The following is a 16,009-nucleotide window of genomic DNA, read 5'->3' on the forward strand; positions in this document are numbered from 1 at the left end:
CTAGACAGGACTTGTAGGAGAGCTGTATTGAGAGTTCCACAGGTACTTCGCTGTGGTCGTAAGGTCGTATGGCATCGAATTCGCCCATCATGCTCTCTTGTTGGAAACGGCTAGGGTAAGTAAAGGTTTTGATCGAAAACCCGCGGGGCACGGTCTGAAAAAGTAGCCAGACAAAAATAGCCCTGCAAATAGACCGGCGATTATACGCACAAGTCACTTGGGAGACCGCGATGCTGGAAACCGCTGAGTACGAATGTCCTTATTGTGGGGAAACGGTCGAGACGTCAGTGGACCTGTCCGGTGGCGATCAGACCTATATCGAAGATTGTCAGGTGTGTTGCCGGCCCATCACGTTCGTCTTGCAGGTACACGAAGAGGATTGGTTTCTGGAAGTCTTCAGCGAAAACGAGTGAGGCACGCCCATGCAGCGAATCTACGAGCCGGAAAACCTGATGGAAGGCGAAATGCTCAAGGGCATGCTCGCCAGCGAGGGCATCGAAGCGCATCTGGTGGGCCGCGATTTGCTTGGCGGCACCGGGGAGTTGCCGATCTTCGGCCTGCTCGGGCTGTCGGTGGATAACGATCAGGCCGAATACGCCCGCGAGCTGATCACCGCGTACAATGCCGCGCTGCCGCTGCCCGGCGATGAACCGGAGAGCTTCCCCGGGACGCTGGTCTGTTAGGCTGAGCTTCGTTTTACTTCAGAGTCGTGTTGCCCCATGTGTGGACGTTATGCCCTGTTTCGCTGGAACCGCGATTTTGCGGCCCTGCCAGGTTTTCCCGCCGATCAGCAGGCGCAGTGGAACATTTCCCCCAATGATTCGGTGTTGATGCTGCGTGCCGGAGAAGACGGTGAGCGCACCTTGGCCCGCGCCCGTTGGGGTCTGACGCCGCCGTGGCTGACCGATTTGTCGAAGACGCCGGCGCATGCACGGGCGGAAACCGTGGCGGAACAACCGATGTTTCGTGAGGCACTGCGCCAGCGTCGCTGCCTGCTGCCAGCGAATGGTTTCTACGAATGGCGCGGAACGCAGCGCAAACGGCCGTACTGGCTGACGCCGGGGGAGGGCGCTTCGCTGTTTTTCGCGGCGATCTGGGAGGCGTATCCGGTGCAGGAACAGGTGTGGTTGAGCACGGCGGTGATTACTCAACCGGCGTCGAGTCAGCGCCGACCGTTGATTCTTGATGAAGCAGGGCAGGCGGCCTGGCTCGATCCGGAGACGCCGTTGCATGTGTTGCAGGGTTTGCTCGCCAGTGAACCGGTCGCATTGCGTGAGCGGGTGTTGGCGAATCTGATCAATGATCCGAAGCTTAATGGGCCGGAGTGTCTGACTCCGGGCTAATTTGAAAAGCGAAAAGATCGCAGCCTTCGGCAGCTCCTACAGGGAAACGCACATATCTATGTAGGAGCTGCCGAAGGCTGCGATCTTTTGATCTTGCCCTTAAACCTTGAACTGATTGATCAACCGCCGCTGCTGCTCAGCCAGTTTGGTCAGATCCGCACTCGCCGAACTCGACTCATCCGCACCACCCGCCACTTCATTCGCCACCTGACCAATGTTGATCACGTTGCGGTTGATGTCGTCAGCCACCGCGCTCTGCTCTTCCGCCGCGCTGGCAATCTGCGTGTTCATGTCGTTGATCACTGAAACCGCCCGGGTAATCGTTTCCAGTGCATCAGCCGCTTTCGCCGCGTGCTGCACGCTTTCGTCGGTGCGGTTCTGGCTGTCTTCCATGACCCGCACGACATCGCGGGTGCCCTGTTGCAGTTGCTGGATCATCGTCTGGATTTCTTCGGTGGCCTTCTGAGTTTTTTGCGCCAGGTTGCGCACTTCATCTGCCACCACCGCAAAACCGCGACCCTGCTCACCGGCGCGCGCCGCTTCAATTGCCGCGTTCAGGGCCAACAGGTTGGTCTGCTCGGCGATGCCGCGAATGGCGGTGAGAATAGCGTTGATGTTCTCGCTGTCCTTGGCCAGCGTCTGCACCACATCTACAGCCTTGCCGATTTCCAGCGCCAGCACGCCAATCGAGTTCGAGGTGTCGCGAACGATCTGCATACCCTGACTCGCCGCCTGATCGGCATGGCTGGCTGCTTGTGCCGCTTGCGTTGCATTGCGTGCAACGTCCTGGGCGGTGGCGGTCATTTCCTGCACTGCCGTGGCGACCTGATCGATCTCGGCCATTTGTTTCTGGATACCGATGTTGGTGCGAATCGCGATGTCAGCGGTGTGCTCCGAAGAATCGCTGACGCTCTGCACCGACGTCACCACTTGCGTGATCATCGCCTGCAATTTGGCCAAAAAGGTGTTGAAGCCCTTGGCGATCGAGCCCAACTCATCGCTGCGATCACTGCTCAAGCGTCGGGTCAGATCACCTTCACCCTGAGCAATGTCATTGAGCATCGCGACCATTTGCTTCAGCGGTCGGGCGATGCCGTGGCCGACCAGCCAGATCACCAGCAAGCCAATGCCGGCGATGATCAGGCCAACCATGGCCATGCCGAACGTGTCGGACTTGCGTTGCGCATCGAGGTCGGCCTGCAGTTTTTGCAGATCAGCCATCACCGCGTTGAGCGGCAGTTGCAACATCAACGTCCAGCGCGCGTCGGTCTGACCGATGCCGAACGGCAAGTACAGCTCGATGCGGCCCTTGTCCTTGTTGACCGAGTAAGTCACTTCGCCGCGTTTGAGATTGGCCATGTTGGCGGTCTGCTCGGCGTCGAGGATATCGCTGACTTTTTCGCCGAATTTGCTCGGGTCTTTGGTGTAGGCGACGATCCGGCCATTGCCGCCGATGAGGGCCATTTGCCCGGCGCCGCTGTACAACTTCTGGTTGGCGCCGAGGAGCATTTCCTGAATGAAGTTCACCGACAGGTCGGCGCCGACGATGCCCTGGAAGGCGCCGTTGAGCATGATCGGTTCGATGAAGGAGGCGAGCATGACGATCTTGTCGCCGACCTTGTATGGCGCCGGATCGATCACACAGGCTTTTTTGCTCTCTTTCGAGCACAAGTAGTACTCGCTGGCGCGCACGCCGGTGGACAGCGTCTTCTGGTCGTCGACGTCGACCAGTTTGTCGAGGCCGAGGCTGCCGTCGTCGTTGCGGAACCACCACGGCAGGAAGCGCCCGTTGCCGGCATCGATGCCCACAACGCTGGTGCCGACGTAGGCCGCGTCATTGTGGTCCAGTGCGTTCTTTTCCCAGCCGATGTAAGTGCCGAGAATTTTCGGGTTCTTTTCGACGTTCTCTTTGATCAGGCTGATCAGTTGTTCGCGGCTGACGGTCAGGCGCGGCTGGCCATCGGCGCCCGGCGTACCGAGCAGGGCGTTGACCCGCACCAGTCCGCCGGCGATCAGCAGCGGCGCTTCGAGTTCGCGCTGGATCTGGCTGACCTGGGTTTGCGCCAGCGAAGTCAGGCGCTGTTCGATGACTTGCTCGAACTGCGCCTGGGTGCGCTGTTGCACCATGTCTTGCGTGCGCGCACCGGAGAACAGCGCATACAGCACCAGCGCGGCGACCACGCTGAGCACGATGGCGCCGGCCAGGGCGGCGACGGAAAACTGGATCGACTTGAACTTCATGGGAGCTCCGCACGCAAAAGGACGTCTGCGCTGATGTATCGGCAATCGGCATGGGGCCATGAGTGCGAGCCGGTGCAATTGAAAGCCGATGTCGCAAATGGATCTGTGCGCGACGCAGTTGCACGGGGCTTGGCAGTCGCTGTGAATTTTTTACGACAGCTCTGGTGGGAAACGTCTGAAAGTCGTTGCATCACGTCCGTTGTATCTGGCGTCGATACAATTACCCGCCTAGGATACGCGCAGGTTTTCAGGGAGCTTTTGAATGAACAAGACATTGGTTGTAAGTGCACTGAGCGCAGCGTTGTTGCTGGCCGGTTGTCAGTCGGTCAACACCACCAGCGGCGGTGCCGTGGGTGTGGAGCGCAAGCAGTACATGTTCAGCATGCTGTCCTCGCAAGAGGTCGACCAGATGTATGCCCAGTCGTATCAGAAGACCGTTGGCGAGGCCTCCAGCAAAGGTGTGCTGGACAAGACCAGTCCCGAGGCCAAGCGGGTTCAGGCGATTGCCAACCGCCTGATCGCTCAGGCACCGAACTTCCGTCCGGATGCGGCGCAATGGCAGTGGGAAGTCAATCTGATCAAGAGCGACGAACTCAACGCCAACTGCGGGCCGGGCGGCAAGATCATTTTCTACACCGGGCTGATCGACAGCCTGAAGTTGACTGACGATGAAATCGCCGCAGTGATGGGCCATGAGATTGCCCACGCCCTGCGCGAGCACGGTCGTGAAGCAATGTCGAAGGCTTACGGGATTGAAATGGCCAAGCAGGGCGCGGGTGCGTTGCTCGGTCTGGGTCAGGACAGTCTGGCGCTGGCCGACACCGTGGCCAATTACGGCATGACCCTGCCGAACAGCCGCGCCAACGAAAACGAAGCCGACCTGATCGGCCTGGAACTGGCCGCACGCGCCGGCTACAACCCGAATGCCGCGATCACGTTGTGGAACAAGATGAGCAAGGCTTCGGAGGGCTCGCCGCCGGAATTCATGAGTACCCACCCGGCCTCGGCCAGCCGGATCGCCTCGCTGCAGGCGGCGATTCCGAAGGTTATGCCGCTGTACGAACAGGCCCCGAAATCCTGATGGTTTTGCAGCGAGGCTGATGGCCCCTTCGCGAGCAGGCTCGCTCCCACTTTGAAATGCATTCCATTGTGGGAGCGAGCCTGTCTCCGGGCGGCGTTCCGACGAAGAACGCTGACGCGGTCTATCGACTTACGCCGTCACACCCAGCCACTGCTCTGCATCGCCTTGTACACCGCGACGATGGCCAGAATCATGAACGCCGATGCCGCGAGGCGACGGATCAAGGTCAGCGGCAATTTGTCCGCAGCAAAATTACCCGCCAGAACCACCGGCACGTTGGCAATCAACATGCCCGCAGTGGTCCCGATAATTACCAGCCACAGATCCGGGTATTGCGCCGCGAGCATCACCGTCGCGACCTGAGTCTTGTCACCCATTTCAGCCAGGAAGAACGCAATCAGCGTGGTCAGGAACGGCCCGAACTTGCGCGCGGTGCTGGTTTCATCGTCATCCATTTTGTCCGGAACCAGCGTCCACAGCGCCGTGGCCGTAAAGCTTGCGGCGAGAATCCAGTGCAGCGTCGCATTCGAGAAGAAACTGCCGAACCAGGCGCCGACCGCACCGGCTGCTGCGTGGTTGGCCAGGGTCGCGGCGACAATACCGGCAATGATCGGCCAGGGTTTGCGGAAGCGAGCGGCGAGAATCAGCGCGAGCAGTTGCGTCTTGTCGCCGATTTCGGCCAAGGCAACGATTGCGGTGGGAACGAGTAACGAGTCCAGCATCAGGATTTCCTAAGGGGCGGGTCGACACGGCTATGACACGTACAGCCTTCCCGCCCCGGGTAAGGTGTGCGTGTCATAGGTCTTGTCAAACCCTGCGATCCGTCTGCTGCGGACGCTTGGGTCGCATACGCCATGATCTGAGGATCAAGTATGTTGACGTATGCCGGACGAGCTTGGTGCTCGTGGGAGACTACTCCCCTAGGACGGAGCGGATTCTGCCTAGGCAAATCCGTTTGGGCAAGAACAAAATTTCAGCCGCGCTTGGCCCGGTAAATCCGGAAACCATTGCCTTCAGCCTTGATCGCGCACACGCCCAGATGCTCTTCGATCAGCGGTTGATACTTCAGGAAACTGTTCGCCACCAAGCGCAGTTCGCCGCCGTTTTTCAGATGTTTCGCTGCTTTTCGCAGCAAGTTCTCGGTAGCGAAATAGTCGGTGTGCACGCCGACATGAAACGGCGGGTTGCTCAGAATCGCGCTCAAACCCATCGGTGCAGCATCGATGCCGTCACCGGTGAGCACTTCGGCTTCCAGACCATTGGCCGCCAGGGTCAGGCGGCTGCTGGCGGCGGCGAACGCATCCACATCCAGCAACGTGACCTGATTGTGTGGGTAGCGACGTTTCACCGCAGCCCCCAATACACCCGCGCCGCAACCGAAGTCGAGCAAGTGGCCGCTCGGCAGTTTGTCGAGATGCTCCAGCAGCAGGGCGCTGCCGCGATCAAGGCGACCGTGGCTGAACACGCCCGGCAGGCTGATGACTTTCAAGGGGCCTTCTGCCAGTGGCAGTTCATAGGTCTGCGCCAGACTTTCCAGGGATTTCGCTTCAGGAGCGTTGGCCACGGTCACTTGCCAGAGTTGGCAGTGACGCGCGCTGTCGAGCTTGCGCGGCTTGCCGAACGGGTTGAGCTGCTTGGACGCGCCTTCGATACCGCTGCGTTTCTCGCCGACCAGAAACACTTCACGACCGGCCAGACGCGACGCCACGGCATTGAGAATGTAATCGGTCAGGTCCTTGGACTTGGGCAGGAACACCACGGCGCTGTCGAACTCGCGCACGGGAACGTTCACGCCGAAATGGCTGCGACCTTCGAAACGGGCGTCCAGCGCGGCTTGATCGCCAGCATGCCAGCACCAGCCGAACGCGTTGGGCAAGCGCCCGAGCAAATCGTCCGCAGGCAAACCGGCCAACAGCAACGAACCTTGAAACCACTCGGGCTGACGAAGCAGTACTTCACTGCGCGGATCCATAACTGCTCCTCAAAAAAAAGTGCCGCAGTTTATCAACTGACGACCCGCAGCGCCTTACCGCTGAAGAACGCCTGAGCGTTTTCGGTCAATTGGCCAACGATGCGTTGCCGCGCTTCAACACTGCCCCAAGCGTTGTGCGGGGTGACGATCAGGCGCGGAATGTCGGCGGCCAGCAGCGGATTGCCTTGAGTCGGTGGCTCGACACTCAACACATCAGTGGCGGCGCCGCCAAGGTGACCGTTGCGCAAGGCATCGGCCAGCGCCTGCTCGTCGATCAGGCCGCCACGCGCGGTGTTGACCACGAAGGCGCCGGGCTTCATCGACGCCAGTTCGCGAGCACCGATGAAATGGCGAGTGTGTTCGTTGAGCGGGCAATGCAGAGTGAGGGCGTCGATTTGTGGCAACAGTTGATCCAGCGGCAGACGATCCGGGCGAGCAGGGCGCCCGGGAATCTGCCCGAGCAATACGCGCATGCCGAAGGCTTCGGCCAGTCGCGCCACAGCACCGCCGAGTTCGCCATGACCGAGCAGGCCGAGGGTTTTGCCTTCCAGCTCGACAATCGGGTAGTCGAGCAAACAGAACTGTTTCGCCTGCTGCCAGCGACCTTCGCCCACCGCTTGTTGGTAATCGGCCAGGCGGGTGGCGAGGTTGAGCAACAGCATGATCGTGTGCTGCGCCACCGACGGCGTACCGTAACCCTGGCAGTTGCACACGGTGATGCCGTGGGCGCGGGCGGCAGCAAGGTCGACGTTGTTGGTGCCGGTGGCGGTGATCAGGATCAGTTTCAGATCGGGGTTGGCGGCCATCGCGGCGGCGTCGATCAGGATCTTGTTGCTGATCGCCACGGTGGCGCCTTGCAGGCGTTCAGCGACTTGCCCGGGCAAGGTCTGGGCGAACAGCTGCAGATCGCTGAAACACTCGCGCAACGGACTGAGGTCGAGGTCGCCGAGATCCAGCGAAGGGTGATCAAGGAATACCGCGCGGCGCGTGTTCGTCATCAACTGTACCTTTTGTGCTGAGAGCGTTGGGCGTAATCTGCCGAGCCTACCAGATGAAACAAATTGATACGCCTGGCCGAAAGGAGCCCCCATGTACTGGACCGAGTTCTTGACCGTTGCACTGATCCACTTGCTGGCCGTCGCCAGCCCCGGCCCGGACTTTGCCGTGGTGGTGCGCGAGAGCGTGACCCACGGTCGCCGCGCCGGCACCTGGACCGCGCTGGGCGTGGGTTCGGCGATTTTTCTGCATGTCGGTTATTCGCTGCTCGGCATCGGCCTGATCGTGTCGCAGTCGATCGTGCTGTTCAACGCGTTGAAATGGGCAGCTGCCGCTTACTTGCTGTACATCGGCTTCAAGGCACTGCGGGCGCAACCGGCGAAAGTCGTGGCCGATGATCTGCACAAAGAGGCCGGTGTGCGCACCGCTCGCGGCGCATTCACCTCGGGCTTCGTGACCAATGGTCTGAATCCGAAAGCCACGCTGTTCTTCCTGTCGTTGTTTACCGTGGTGATCAACCCGCACACACCGCTGGCGGTGCAGGCGGGTTACGGGGTTTACCTGGCCGTTGCGACCGCCTTCTGGTTCTGCCTGGTGGCGATGCTGTTCAGCCAGCAACGGGTGCGTGCCGGTTTCGCCCGCATGGGCCACTGGTTTGACCGCACCATGGGCGCGGTGCTGATTGCTCTCGGCGTGAAAATCGCGTTCACCGAGATGCATTGAGAAAGCACCGTGAACAACCTGTGGGAGCGAGCTTGCTCGCGAAGGCGTCGAGTCAGTCGATATCTCAGGTGACTGAAAGATTGCTTTCGCGAGCAAGCTCGCTCCCACAGGGGGAGTTCCTACACGAGTTCGCTGAGCTTGCTCAGGGTGTTCAGGTAGTCCCGGGGATTCTCGCCAAGCAAACGGCGAAACATCGCGCTGAACGCCCGCGCGCTGCCGTAACCCAGATCCCGCGCCACACGCTGCACGCTGTCCCCGGCGAGCAGGCGTGGCAGGGCTTCCATCAGGCGCAGTTGCTGGCGCCAGGCGTTGAAACTCATCTGCAATTGTTGCTGAAACAGCCGCGCCAGCGTGCGTGAGCTGGCGCCAACCTGCTGCGCCCAGTCTTCCAGGGTATTGGGGTGATCGGGCGTGTGCAGCAGCGCCAGACAGATGTTTTGCAGGCGCCGGTCAGTGGGCATCGGAATGTGCAGCGGCAGGTTTTCCAGACTGGCGAGTTCTTCGAGCATCAGTTGCTGGATCAACGGATTGTCGGCGTGCGGCGGCCCTTGTACCGCGCGCAGGATCAGCTCGCGCAACAACGGCGTCACCGCCAGTACACAGCATTGCTGCAGGGCGGCCGGCGACAGCTCGGGAGCGATGAACAGCGAGCGCATTTGCACATCGCCACTCATGAAAATCTCGTGCGCCACCTCTGGCGGAATCCACACCGCGCGGCTCGGCGGAATCACCCACGCCCCGCGTTCGGTGACCACGCGCATGATTCCGCTGATGGCATACAACAACTGCGCCTCGCGATGCAGATGCAACGGCTGGTGCGCGCCGTCCAGATAATCCCGGGGATAGGCGCTCACCGGGCCGTGTTCGAAGTGGCTGATCAACATGTCGGATTCGATGACTTGTTTGGCAGGAATGCGCTTTTTCGCCAACTTAGCATAAGCGGCACACAACAACGTAAAGCGTGCAGCCATGAATCAATCGAGAAACGTCATCCGCTACATCAACGCCGCGCATGTGATCGATCACATGTTCATGCTGATTTTTCCCGCCGCCGTGCTCGGCATGACCCAGGCCTTTGGTCTCGACTATGCCGCGCTGATCGGCCTGTCACTGGGTGGATTTATTGCCTTCGGTGCCTGCTCGCTACCCGCCGGTTGGCTCGGCGATCACTGGAGTCGGCGGCAGATGATGCTGGTGTTTTTCTTCGGTATCGGCGCCTCGGCGATCTTCACCGGCCTGAGCAACAGTCCGACGATGTTGGTGATCGGCCTGACCCTGATCGGCATTTTTGCGGCGATTTATCACCCGGTTGGCACAGCGATGCTGGTTGCCTATGCGCAGAACCGTGGCCGCGAAATCGGCATCAACGGCATGTGGGGCAATCTTGGCGTGGCGTTTTCGGCGCTGATCACCGGCCTGCTGGTGGCGCAATTCGGTTGGCGTTCGGCGTTTCTGTTACCCGGCGCGGTGGCGATCATGCTGGGTTTTGGCTTCGCCTTGCAGGTGCGTGAAGAACCCATTCCGAAGCGCCCGCACATGCCGCTCGAAGGTGCCGCCGGCCAGCGCATTTCGATGGTCATGGTGTTCGGCGTGCTGGCGCTGGCCACGGCCACTGGCGGCGTGGTGTTCAACGCCACCACCATGACCTATCCAAAACTGTTTCAGGAGCGCTTGCATGAGTTGTTCGCCTCGCCGCAAACCCTTGGCGTGGTGGTCAGTCTGGCGTATGCCTTCGGCGCGGTCGCGCAGTTGAGTATTGGCCGGGTGCTGCACCGGTTCAGCCTGAAATGGCCGTTTGTAATGTTGACGTTGTGCCAGGCACCGCTGTTATTTGCGCTGGCCTACGCTGATGGATGGGCCGTGATCGCCCTCGGTGCAGCGTTCATGTTCGTCGTGTTTGGTCAGGTCACCGTGAACGATGCGATGGTCGCCAACTTCGTCGCACCGCAGTGGCAATCACGGGTCTTCGCCCTGCGTTACTGTTTATCGTTTGGCGCCAGTGCGACGGCGATTCCGCTGATTTCCTATGTCGAACCGCGCCATGGTTTTGTAGGCCTTTATTTGATTCTTGCGGGTTTTGGCGCTTTGACGTTCCTCGCGGCGGTGGTTTTCCCACGCACGCCTTCTGAAGAGGCTGTGGGACAAACCGCCTGACCGATGATGAAAACCGGCAAATGCTGGCGCAAAGCTAGCATTTGTACGGCTTTGCAAATCATTCCTTTGGCTGATTTGGCTGGCGTATAAGGGTTCTAGAGTACCGATCTCTACGCCAATACCGTGCAGTCAGAAAAGGGATTCTTATGTTGCAGACTCGCGTCATTCCCCCGGCCGATGGGGCCTACCAGTATCCATTGCTGATCAAACGGCTGCTGATGTCCGGCGCCCGTTACGAGAAAACCCGCGAGATCATCTACCGTGACCAGATCCGCTACAGCTACCCGACCCTGATCGAGCGCGTTGCGCGGCTGGCCAACGTGCTGACGGCGGCCGGTGTGAAGGCCGGTGACACCGTGGCGGTGATGGACTGGGACAGCCATCGTTACCTGGAATGCATGTTTGCGATTCCGATGATTGGCGCGGTGATCCACACGATCAACGTACGCCTGTCGCCGGAGCAGATCCTCTACACCATGAACCACGCCGAGGACCGCTTTGTGCTGGTCAACAGCGAGTTCGTCGGGCTGTACCAGGCGATCGCACCACACCTGACCACGGTCGAGAAAACCCTGCTGCTGACCGACCTGCCGGAGAAGACCGCCGAGCTGCCGAATCTGGTTGGTGAGTACGAGCAACTGCTGGCCGCCGCAAGCGCGCAGTACGACTTCCAGGACTTCGACGAAAACTCGGTCGCCACCACGTTCTACACCACTGGCACCACCGGCAACCCGAAAGGCGTGTATTTCACCCATCGGCAACTGGTGCTGCACACCATGGGCGTGTCGACGATCATGGGCTCCATCGACAGCGTGCGCCTGCTCGGCACCAACGATGTGTACATGCCGATCACGCCGATGTTCCACGTTCACGCCTGGGGTTTGCCTTATGTGGCGACCATGCTCGGGCTCAAGCAGGTTTATCCGGGGCGTTACGATCCGGAGTTTCTCGTGGAGTTGTGGCGCAAAGAGAAGGTCACCTTCTCCCACTGCGTGCCGACCATCCTGCAGATGCTGCTTAATGCAAAAGGGGCGCAGGGCACTGATTTCGGCGGCTGGAAAATCGTCATCGGCGGCAGCGCACTCAACCGCACTCTGTACGAAACCGCCAAGGCTCGGGGCATACAGCTCACCGCTGCGTACGGCATGTCGGAAACCGGGCCATTGGTTTCCTGCGCGCACCTCAACGACGAACTGATGGCTGGCACTGAGGACGAACGCACCACCTACCGGATCAAGGCCGGTGTGCCGGGGCCGCTGGTGGACGCGGCGATCGTCGACGGTGACGGCAATTTCCTCCCGGCCGACGGTGAGACCCAGGGCGAGCTGGTGCTGCGCGCGCCGTGGCTTACCGAGGGCTATTTCAACGAACCGCAGAAGGGCGCCGAGCTCTGGGCCGGCGGCTGGCTACACACTGGCGACGTCGCCACGCTCGACAGCATGGGCGTGATCGACATCCGTGACCGCATCAAGGATGTGATCAAGACCGGTGGCGAGTGGATCTCTTCGCTGGACCTCGAAGACCTGATCAGCCGTCACGTCGCGGTACGCGAAGTAGCAGTGGTGGGCATCGCCGATCCGCAGTGGGGCGAGCGTCCGTTTGCCTTGCTGGTGATCCGCGAAGGGCACGTGATCGGGGCGCGCGAGCTCAAGGAACACCTCAAGCCGTTCGTGGAATTGGGCCACCTGAGCAAGTGGGCGATTCCGAGTCAGATCGCCCTTGTTACCGAAATTCCCAAGACCAGCGTCGGCAAGCTCGACAAGAAGCGCATCCGCCTTGACATCACCGAATGGCAGGCCAACAACAGCACCTTCCTCTCGACACTTTAAGTGTCTGCTGGCGCGCCGAAAACGGCGCGCCAGACCCACCAAGCAAGCGCTTGGCTTGTGAAATCGAAAAATTAGGCCATCCTTGCCGTGCCGACATCTGTCGGACTGGCGAAAGGACTGTTCCAGAGTGGCCGGCAGCTGCAAATCACACTTTAGAGGGATCAAGCAGTACCACCTGCTGGCTATAGTCCGCTCAAGGATTTTTAAGAACGGGGCAAACGCACAAAACGGGGCGATGCATTTTTGGAGTGACTTCGGGCTGTCTCTGACACCCGGTCCTTCAGGCGTTTTTAAAAGTACTCACTGCCATAACAATAATGCACATGGAGTAGCGTCGATGACCTCAGTAAACCAGTTCTGGCGCCGGGCGAAACTGCCTCTGGCGGTCAGTCTTGCCTCTTCGCTCGCCGGGCCCGCATTCGGCGTCAGTTTCAACGTCGGTGAAATCGAGGGCCAGTTCGACTCGTCCCTGTCGATCGGTGCCAGTTGGTCTACTCAGAACCCGAACAAGAACCTCATCGGCGTCAACAACGGCGGCCACGGCCTGTCGCAGACCTCCGATGACGGTCACGCCAACTTCAAGAGCGGTGAAACCTTTTCGAAGATCTTCAAGGGCATTCATGACCTTGAACTGAAATACGGCGACACCGGCGTGTTCGTCCGTGGCAAGTACTGGTACGACTTCGAACTCAAAGATGAAAGCCGCGAGTTCAAGGACATCAGCGATTCGGGTCGCAAAGAGGGCGCCAAATCGGCCGGCGGGCAGATCCTCGACGCCTTCGTCTACCACAACTACGCGATTGCCGATCAGCCGGGTTCCGTGCGTCTGGGCAAGCAGGTGGTGAGCTGGGGTGAAAGTACCTTCATTGGCGGCGGCATCAACTCGATCAACCCGATCGACGTTTCCGCGTTCCGTCGTCCGGGCGCCGAGATCAAGGAAGGCCTGATCCCGGTCAACATGTTCTACGTGTCCCAGAGCCTGACCGAAAACCTCTCGGCCGAAGCGTTCTACCAACTGGAGTGGGACCAGACTGTCGTCGATAACTGCGGCACGTTCTTCTCACAGCCGGACATCGTGGCCGACGGTTGCAACGACAACCTGCGCGTGCTGAACAAGCGTTCGCAAATCCCGGCCATCGCTTTGGGGCCATTGGCCGCCAACGGTGTCAACGTCAACGAAGAAGGCGTTCTGGTGCGCCGTGGTCCGGACCGCGATGCCCGTGACAGCGGTCAGTGGGGCGCGTCCTTCAAGTACATGTACGAGCCGCTCGACACTGAGTTCGGCGCCTACTTCATGAACTACCACAGCCGTGCGCCGATCTTCAGCGCCACCGGTGCACCGCAATCGGTCTACAACACCGCGCGCGCGCTGCCGGGGCCGTTTGCCGCACTCGCACCCCTGTTGGTCGCGGGCAACTCCAATTACTTCATTGAATACCCTGAAGACATTCGCCTCTACGGTCTGAGCTTCTCCACCACCCTGCCTACCGGTACGGCGTGGAGCGGTGAGATCAGCTACCGTCCGAACGCACCGGTGCAACTGAACTCCACCGATATCCTGTTCGCCGGCGTGCGTCCGATCGGCGGCGCCCTGACCAACGCTTCGATCCTCAATGGCGTGCCGGGTCAGGACCTGCATGGTTACGAGCGCAAGGAAATCACCCAGATCCAGACAACGTTCACGCACTTCTTCGATCAGGTCATGGGCGCCAGCCGTCTGACCCTCGTCGGCGAAGTCGGCGCGACCTACGTCGGCGGGCTGGAAAGCCGTTCCGACAAGCGTTATGGCCGCGATCCGGTGTATGGCCCGGGTGAGTTGCCGGCCACTGGCGGTGTCAATACCTGCGCCAACATCCTCAACGCCAGCACCATCAATGGTGCCGGGCCGGGTTCGCCGCAGAACAACCGCAGCCGCAATTGCGACAACGACGGCTTCACCACATCGATGTCGTGGGGTTACCGCGGTCGCGCCATCTGGGAATACAACGATGTCTTCGCCGGGGTGAACCTCAAGCCGAACGTGGCCTGGTCGCATGATGTCAGCGGTTACTCGCCAGGCCCTGGCGGCAACTTCGAGGAAGGTCGCAAAGCGGTCAGCCTGGGCGTTGATGCCGAATACCAGAACACCTACACCGCGAGCCTGGCCTACACCAACTTCTTCGACGGCAAGTACACCACTGTGGATGACCGCGATTTCGTTGCGCTCAGCTTCGGCGTGAACTTCTAAGCACTGCATTTCAGGACGAACACACATATGAAAATAACAAAGAGTCTGTTCCACGCCGGTGTTCTGGGCCTGTCGCTGCTGGTGACCGGTGTCATGGCGGCGGTTCCCGCTGCCGAAGCGGATAAACTGGGTAAAAGCCTGACCCCGATGGGCGCCGAAATGGCCGGCAACGCCGACAATTCGATCCCGGCGTGGAAGCCGCTGGCGAAGAATGCCGGCAGCGTCGATGCGCGTGGCTTCCTGTCCAACCCTTACGCCAGTGAACAACCGCTGTTCACCATCACCGCCAAGGATGTCGACAAGTACAAGGACAAACTGGCGCCGGGCCAATACGCGATGTTCAAGCGTTACCCGGACACTTTCAAGATGCCGGTTTACCCGTCCCACCGTGGCGCAACCGTGCCGGATGACGTGTTCGCCGCCATCAAGAAAAACGCCACCACCACCAATCTGGTGTCCGGCGGCAACGGTCTGGAAAACTTCGATACGGCAGTGCCGTTCCCGATTCCGAAAAGCGGTGTGGAAGTCATCTGGAACCACATCACCCGCTATCGCGGCGGCAGCGTGACCCGTCTGGTGACCCAGGCGACGCCGCAACCGAACGGCTCGTACAGCCTGGTGTACTTCCAGGATCAGTTCGTGTTCCGCGACAAGATGAAGGACTACGACCCGAAAAACCCGGGCAACATCCTGTTCTACTTCAAGCAGAAAGTGACCGCGCCGGCGCGTCTGGCCGGTGGTGTGCTGCTGGTGCACGAAACCCTCGACCAGGTTAAAGAGCCACGTTCGGCGTGGGTCTACAACGCCGGTCAGCGCCGTGTGCGCCGTGCGCCACAAGTGTCCTACGACGGCCCGGGTACTGCTGCAGATGGCCTGCGTACCTCCGACAACCTCGACATGTTCAACGGTGCGCCGGATCGCTACGACTGGAAGCTCGAAGGCAAGAAAGAGATGTACATCGCCTCCGACAGCTACAAGCTCGACGATCCGAAGCTGAAGTACGCCGACATCATCAAGGCCGGCCACATCAACCAGGATCTGGCGCGTTACGAGCTGCGCCGCGTCTGGCATGTGGTTGCGACACTGAAGGAAGGTCAGCGTCACATCTACGCCAAGCGTGACTTCTACATCGACGAGGACACCTGGCAGGCAGCGGTGATCGACCACTACGACGGTCGTGGCCAACTGTGGCGTGTGGCCGAGGCGCATGCCGAGAACTACTACGACAAGCAAGTGCCGTGGTATGCCCTGGAAACCCTCTACGACCTGCAGTCCGGCCGCTATCTGGCACTGGGCATGAAGAACGAAGAGAAGCAGGCGTATGACTTCGGTTTCACCGCCACCACCAGCGACTTCACCCCGGCCGCCCTGCGTCAGGATGGCGTTCGCTAACCCGCTGTAACCCGAGGCCGCATCCTCGTGAAAACGCCCCGACTGGTTCGG

At 60.2% G+C, this 16,009-nt stretch carries 15 protein-coding genes, 1 pseudogene and 1 riboswitch; of the genes and pseudogenes, 9 read left to right on the forward strand and 7 right to left on the reverse strand.

Going from position 1 to position 16,009, the window contains the following annotated elements; translation table 11 throughout:
• Positions 1 to 88: hypothetical protein (locus ACIF4X_RS20525; protein WP_397483526.1), on the reverse strand; the 88-nt coding region annotated here is incomplete at its 3' end.
• 142 nt (positions 89 to 230) lie between these two features.
• On the opposite strand from ACIF4X_RS20525, the gene ACIF4X_RS20530 reads away from it, so the two are divergent.
• Genes ACIF4X_RS20530 through ACIF4X_RS20540 form a run of 3 tightly spaced genes read left to right on the forward strand, consistent with a single transcriptional unit; the run spans position 231 to position 1,343 of the window.
• A complete protein-coding gene (locus ACIF4X_RS20530) occupies positions 231 to 413 on the forward strand; it encodes a CPXCG motif-containing cysteine-rich protein (RefSeq protein ID WP_397483512.1) in 183 nt (60 codons plus the stop codon).
• Positions 414 to 422: 9 nt separating this feature from the next.
• The gene (locus tag ACIF4X_RS20535) at positions 423 to 683 is read left to right on the forward strand and encodes a putative signal transducing protein (protein ID WP_025109321.1); all 261 of its coding nucleotides are present in this window, start codon (positions 423 to 425) and stop codon (positions 681 to 683) included.
• Between the two features lie 36 nt (positions 684 to 719).
• Complete coding sequence (locus ACIF4X_RS20540; protein WP_397483513.1) at positions 720 to 1,343, forward strand: SOS response-associated peptidase; 624 nt, start codon at positions 720 to 722, stop codon at positions 1,341 to 1,343.
• A gap of 99 nt (positions 1,344 to 1,442) precedes the next feature.
• Here ACIF4X_RS20540 and ACIF4X_RS20545 read toward each other — a convergent pair whose 3' ends face one another.
• Both ACIF4X_RS20545 and ACIF4X_RS20550 read right to left on the reverse strand, forming a co-directional pair.
• Positions 1,443 to 2,285 carry a methyl-accepting chemotaxis protein gene (locus ACIF4X_RS20545; RefSeq protein WP_397483527.1) on the reverse strand — a complete coding sequence of 281 codons (843 nt, stop codon included), beginning with the start codon at positions 2,283 to 2,285 and terminating at the stop codon, positions 1,443 to 1,445.
• A 12-nt stretch (positions 2,286 to 2,297) separates the two neighbouring features.
• Positions 2,298 to 3,644: pseudogene (locus ACIF4X_RS20550) on the reverse strand (HAMP domain-containing protein); the annotation flags it as partial.
• A 202-nt stretch (positions 3,645 to 3,846) separates the two neighbouring features.
• Between ACIF4X_RS20550 and ACIF4X_RS20555 the strand changes: the two are divergent.
• Positions 3,847 to 4,665, forward strand: coding sequence for a M48 family metallopeptidase (locus ACIF4X_RS20555; RefSeq protein ID WP_158836139.1), 819 nt, complete (start codon positions 3,847 to 3,849; stop codon positions 4,663 to 4,665).
• 137 nt (positions 4,666 to 4,802) lie between these two features.
• Here ACIF4X_RS20555 and ACIF4X_RS20560 read toward each other — a convergent pair whose 3' ends face one another.
• The 3 genes from ACIF4X_RS20560 to ACIF4X_RS20570 all read right to left on the reverse strand — a co-directional run bounded on the left by ACIF4X_RS20560 (position 4,803) and on the right by ACIF4X_RS20570 (position 7,635).
• Entirely contained in the window at positions 4,803 to 5,387 is a 585-nt protein-coding gene (locus tag ACIF4X_RS20560) for a TMEM165/GDT1 family protein (protein ID WP_007912813.1), read from the reverse strand.
• A gap of 88 nt (positions 5,388 to 5,475) precedes the next feature.
• Positions 5,476 to 5,598, reverse strand: a riboswitch (yybP-ykoY riboswitch).
• 40 nt (positions 5,599 to 5,638) lie between these two features.
• Positions 5,639 to 6,637 carry a methyltransferase gene (locus ACIF4X_RS20565; RefSeq protein ID WP_397483514.1) on the reverse strand — a complete coding sequence of 333 codons (999 nt, stop codon included), beginning with the start codon at positions 6,635 to 6,637 and terminating at the stop codon, positions 5,639 to 5,641.
• A gap of 32 nt (positions 6,638 to 6,669) precedes the next feature.
• Positions 6,670 to 7,635 (reverse strand): 2-hydroxyacid dehydrogenase, encoded by a 966-nt coding sequence (locus ACIF4X_RS20570; RefSeq protein ID WP_397483515.1) that lies wholly within the window; start codon positions 7,633 to 7,635, stop codon positions 6,670 to 6,672.
• 91 nt (positions 7,636 to 7,726) lie between these two features.
• Here ACIF4X_RS20570 and ACIF4X_RS20575 point away from each other — a divergent pair, with 91 nt between their 5' ends.
• Entirely contained in the window at positions 7,727 to 8,356 is a 630-nt protein-coding gene (locus ACIF4X_RS20575; RefSeq protein ID WP_397483516.1) for a LysE family translocator, read from the forward strand.
• Between the two features lie 119 nt (positions 8,357 to 8,475).
• Here the strand turns inward: ACIF4X_RS20575 and ACIF4X_RS20580 are convergent, their stop codons facing one another.
• A complete protein-coding gene (locus tag ACIF4X_RS20580) occupies positions 8,476 to 9,240 on the reverse strand; it encodes an AraC family transcriptional regulator (protein ID WP_397483528.1) in 765 nt (254 codons plus the stop codon).
• 85 nt (positions 9,241 to 9,325) lie between these two features.
• Between ACIF4X_RS20580 and ACIF4X_RS20585 the strand changes: the two genes are divergently transcribed.
• The 4 genes from ACIF4X_RS20585 (at position 9,326) to ACIF4X_RS20600 (ending at position 15,958) form a co-directional block, all read left to right on the forward strand.
• Positions 9,326 to 10,510 carry an MFS transporter gene (locus ACIF4X_RS20585; RefSeq protein WP_397483517.1) on the forward strand — a complete coding sequence of 395 codons (1,185 nt, stop codon included), beginning with the start codon at positions 9,326 to 9,328 and terminating at the stop codon, positions 10,508 to 10,510.
• Between the two features lie 146 nt (positions 10,511 to 10,656).
• The gene (locus tag ACIF4X_RS20590; protein ID WP_397483518.1) at positions 10,657 to 12,339 is read left to right on the forward strand and encodes a fatty acid--CoA ligase; all 1,683 of its coding nucleotides are present in this window, start codon (positions 10,657 to 10,659) and stop codon (positions 12,337 to 12,339) included.
• 337 nt (positions 12,340 to 12,676) lie between these two features.
• On the forward strand, positions 12,677 to 14,566 hold the full coding sequence (locus ACIF4X_RS20595; RefSeq protein WP_397483519.1) for a DUF1302 domain-containing protein: 1,890 nt from the start codon (positions 12,677 to 12,679) through the stop codon (positions 14,564 to 14,566).
• Between the two features lie 27 nt (positions 14,567 to 14,593).
• Positions 14,594 to 15,958, forward strand: a complete 1,365-nt coding sequence (locus tag ACIF4X_RS20600; RefSeq protein ID WP_397483520.1) for a DUF1329 domain-containing protein — start codon at positions 14,594 to 14,596, stop codon at positions 15,956 to 15,958.
• The last annotated feature ends 51 nt before the right edge of the window (positions 15,959 to 16,009 follow it).

It is taken from the genome of Pseudomonas sp. NPDC085632, assembly GCF_044541255.1.
Classification (GTDB): Bacteria; Pseudomonadota; Gammaproteobacteria; order Pseudomonadales; family Pseudomonadaceae; genus Aquipseudomonas.

Coding starts and splice junctions, on each gene's coding strand:
- ACIF4X_RS20565 (WP_397483514.1), bottom strand. CDS start 6,637: ATGGATCCGCGCAGTGAAGTACTGCTTCGTCAGCCCGAGTGGTTTCAA.
- ACIF4X_RS20540 (WP_397483513.1), top strand. CDS start 720: ATGTGTGGACGTTATGCCCTGTTTCGCTGGAACCGCGATTTTGCGGCC.
- ACIF4X_RS20580 (WP_397483528.1), bottom strand. CDS start 9,240: ATGTTGATCAGCCACTTCGAACACGGCCCGGTGAGCGCCTATCCCCGG.
- ACIF4X_RS20575 (WP_397483516.1), top strand. CDS start 7,727: ATGTACTGGACCGAGTTCTTGACCGTTGCACTGATCCACTTGCTGGCC.
- ACIF4X_RS20570 (WP_397483515.1), bottom strand. CDS start 7,635: ATGACGAACACGCGCCGCGCGGTATTCCTTGATCACCCTTCGCTGGAT.
- ACIF4X_RS20595 (WP_397483519.1), top strand. CDS start 12,677: ATGACCTCAGTAAACCAGTTCTGGCGCCGGGCGAAACTGCCTCTGGCG.
- ACIF4X_RS20600 (WP_397483520.1), top strand. CDS start 14,594: ATGAAAATAACAAAGAGTCTGTTCCACGCCGGTGTTCTGGGCCTGTCG.
- ACIF4X_RS20555 (WP_158836139.1), top strand. CDS start 3,847: ATGAACAAGACATTGGTTGTAAGTGCACTGAGCGCAGCGTTGTTGCTG.
- ACIF4X_RS20535 (WP_025109321.1), top strand. CDS start 423: ATGCAGCGAATCTACGAGCCGGAAAACCTGATGGAAGGCGAAATGCTC.
- ACIF4X_RS20545 (WP_397483527.1), bottom strand. CDS start 2,285: ATGATCACGCAAGTGGTGACGTCGGTGCAGAGCGTCAGCGATTCTTCG.
- ACIF4X_RS20530 (WP_397483512.1), top strand. CDS start 231: ATGCTGGAAACCGCTGAGTACGAATGTCCTTATTGTGGGGAAACGGTC.
- ACIF4X_RS20560 (WP_007912813.1), bottom strand. CDS start 5,387: ATGCTGGACTCGTTACTCGTTCCCACCGCAATCGTTGCCTTGGCCGAA.
- ACIF4X_RS20590 (WP_397483518.1), top strand. CDS start 10,657: ATGTTGCAGACTCGCGTCATTCCCCCGGCCGATGGGGCCTACCAGTAT.
- ACIF4X_RS20585 (WP_397483517.1), top strand. CDS start 9,326: ATGAATCAATCGAGAAACGTCATCCGCTACATCAACGCCGCGCATGTG.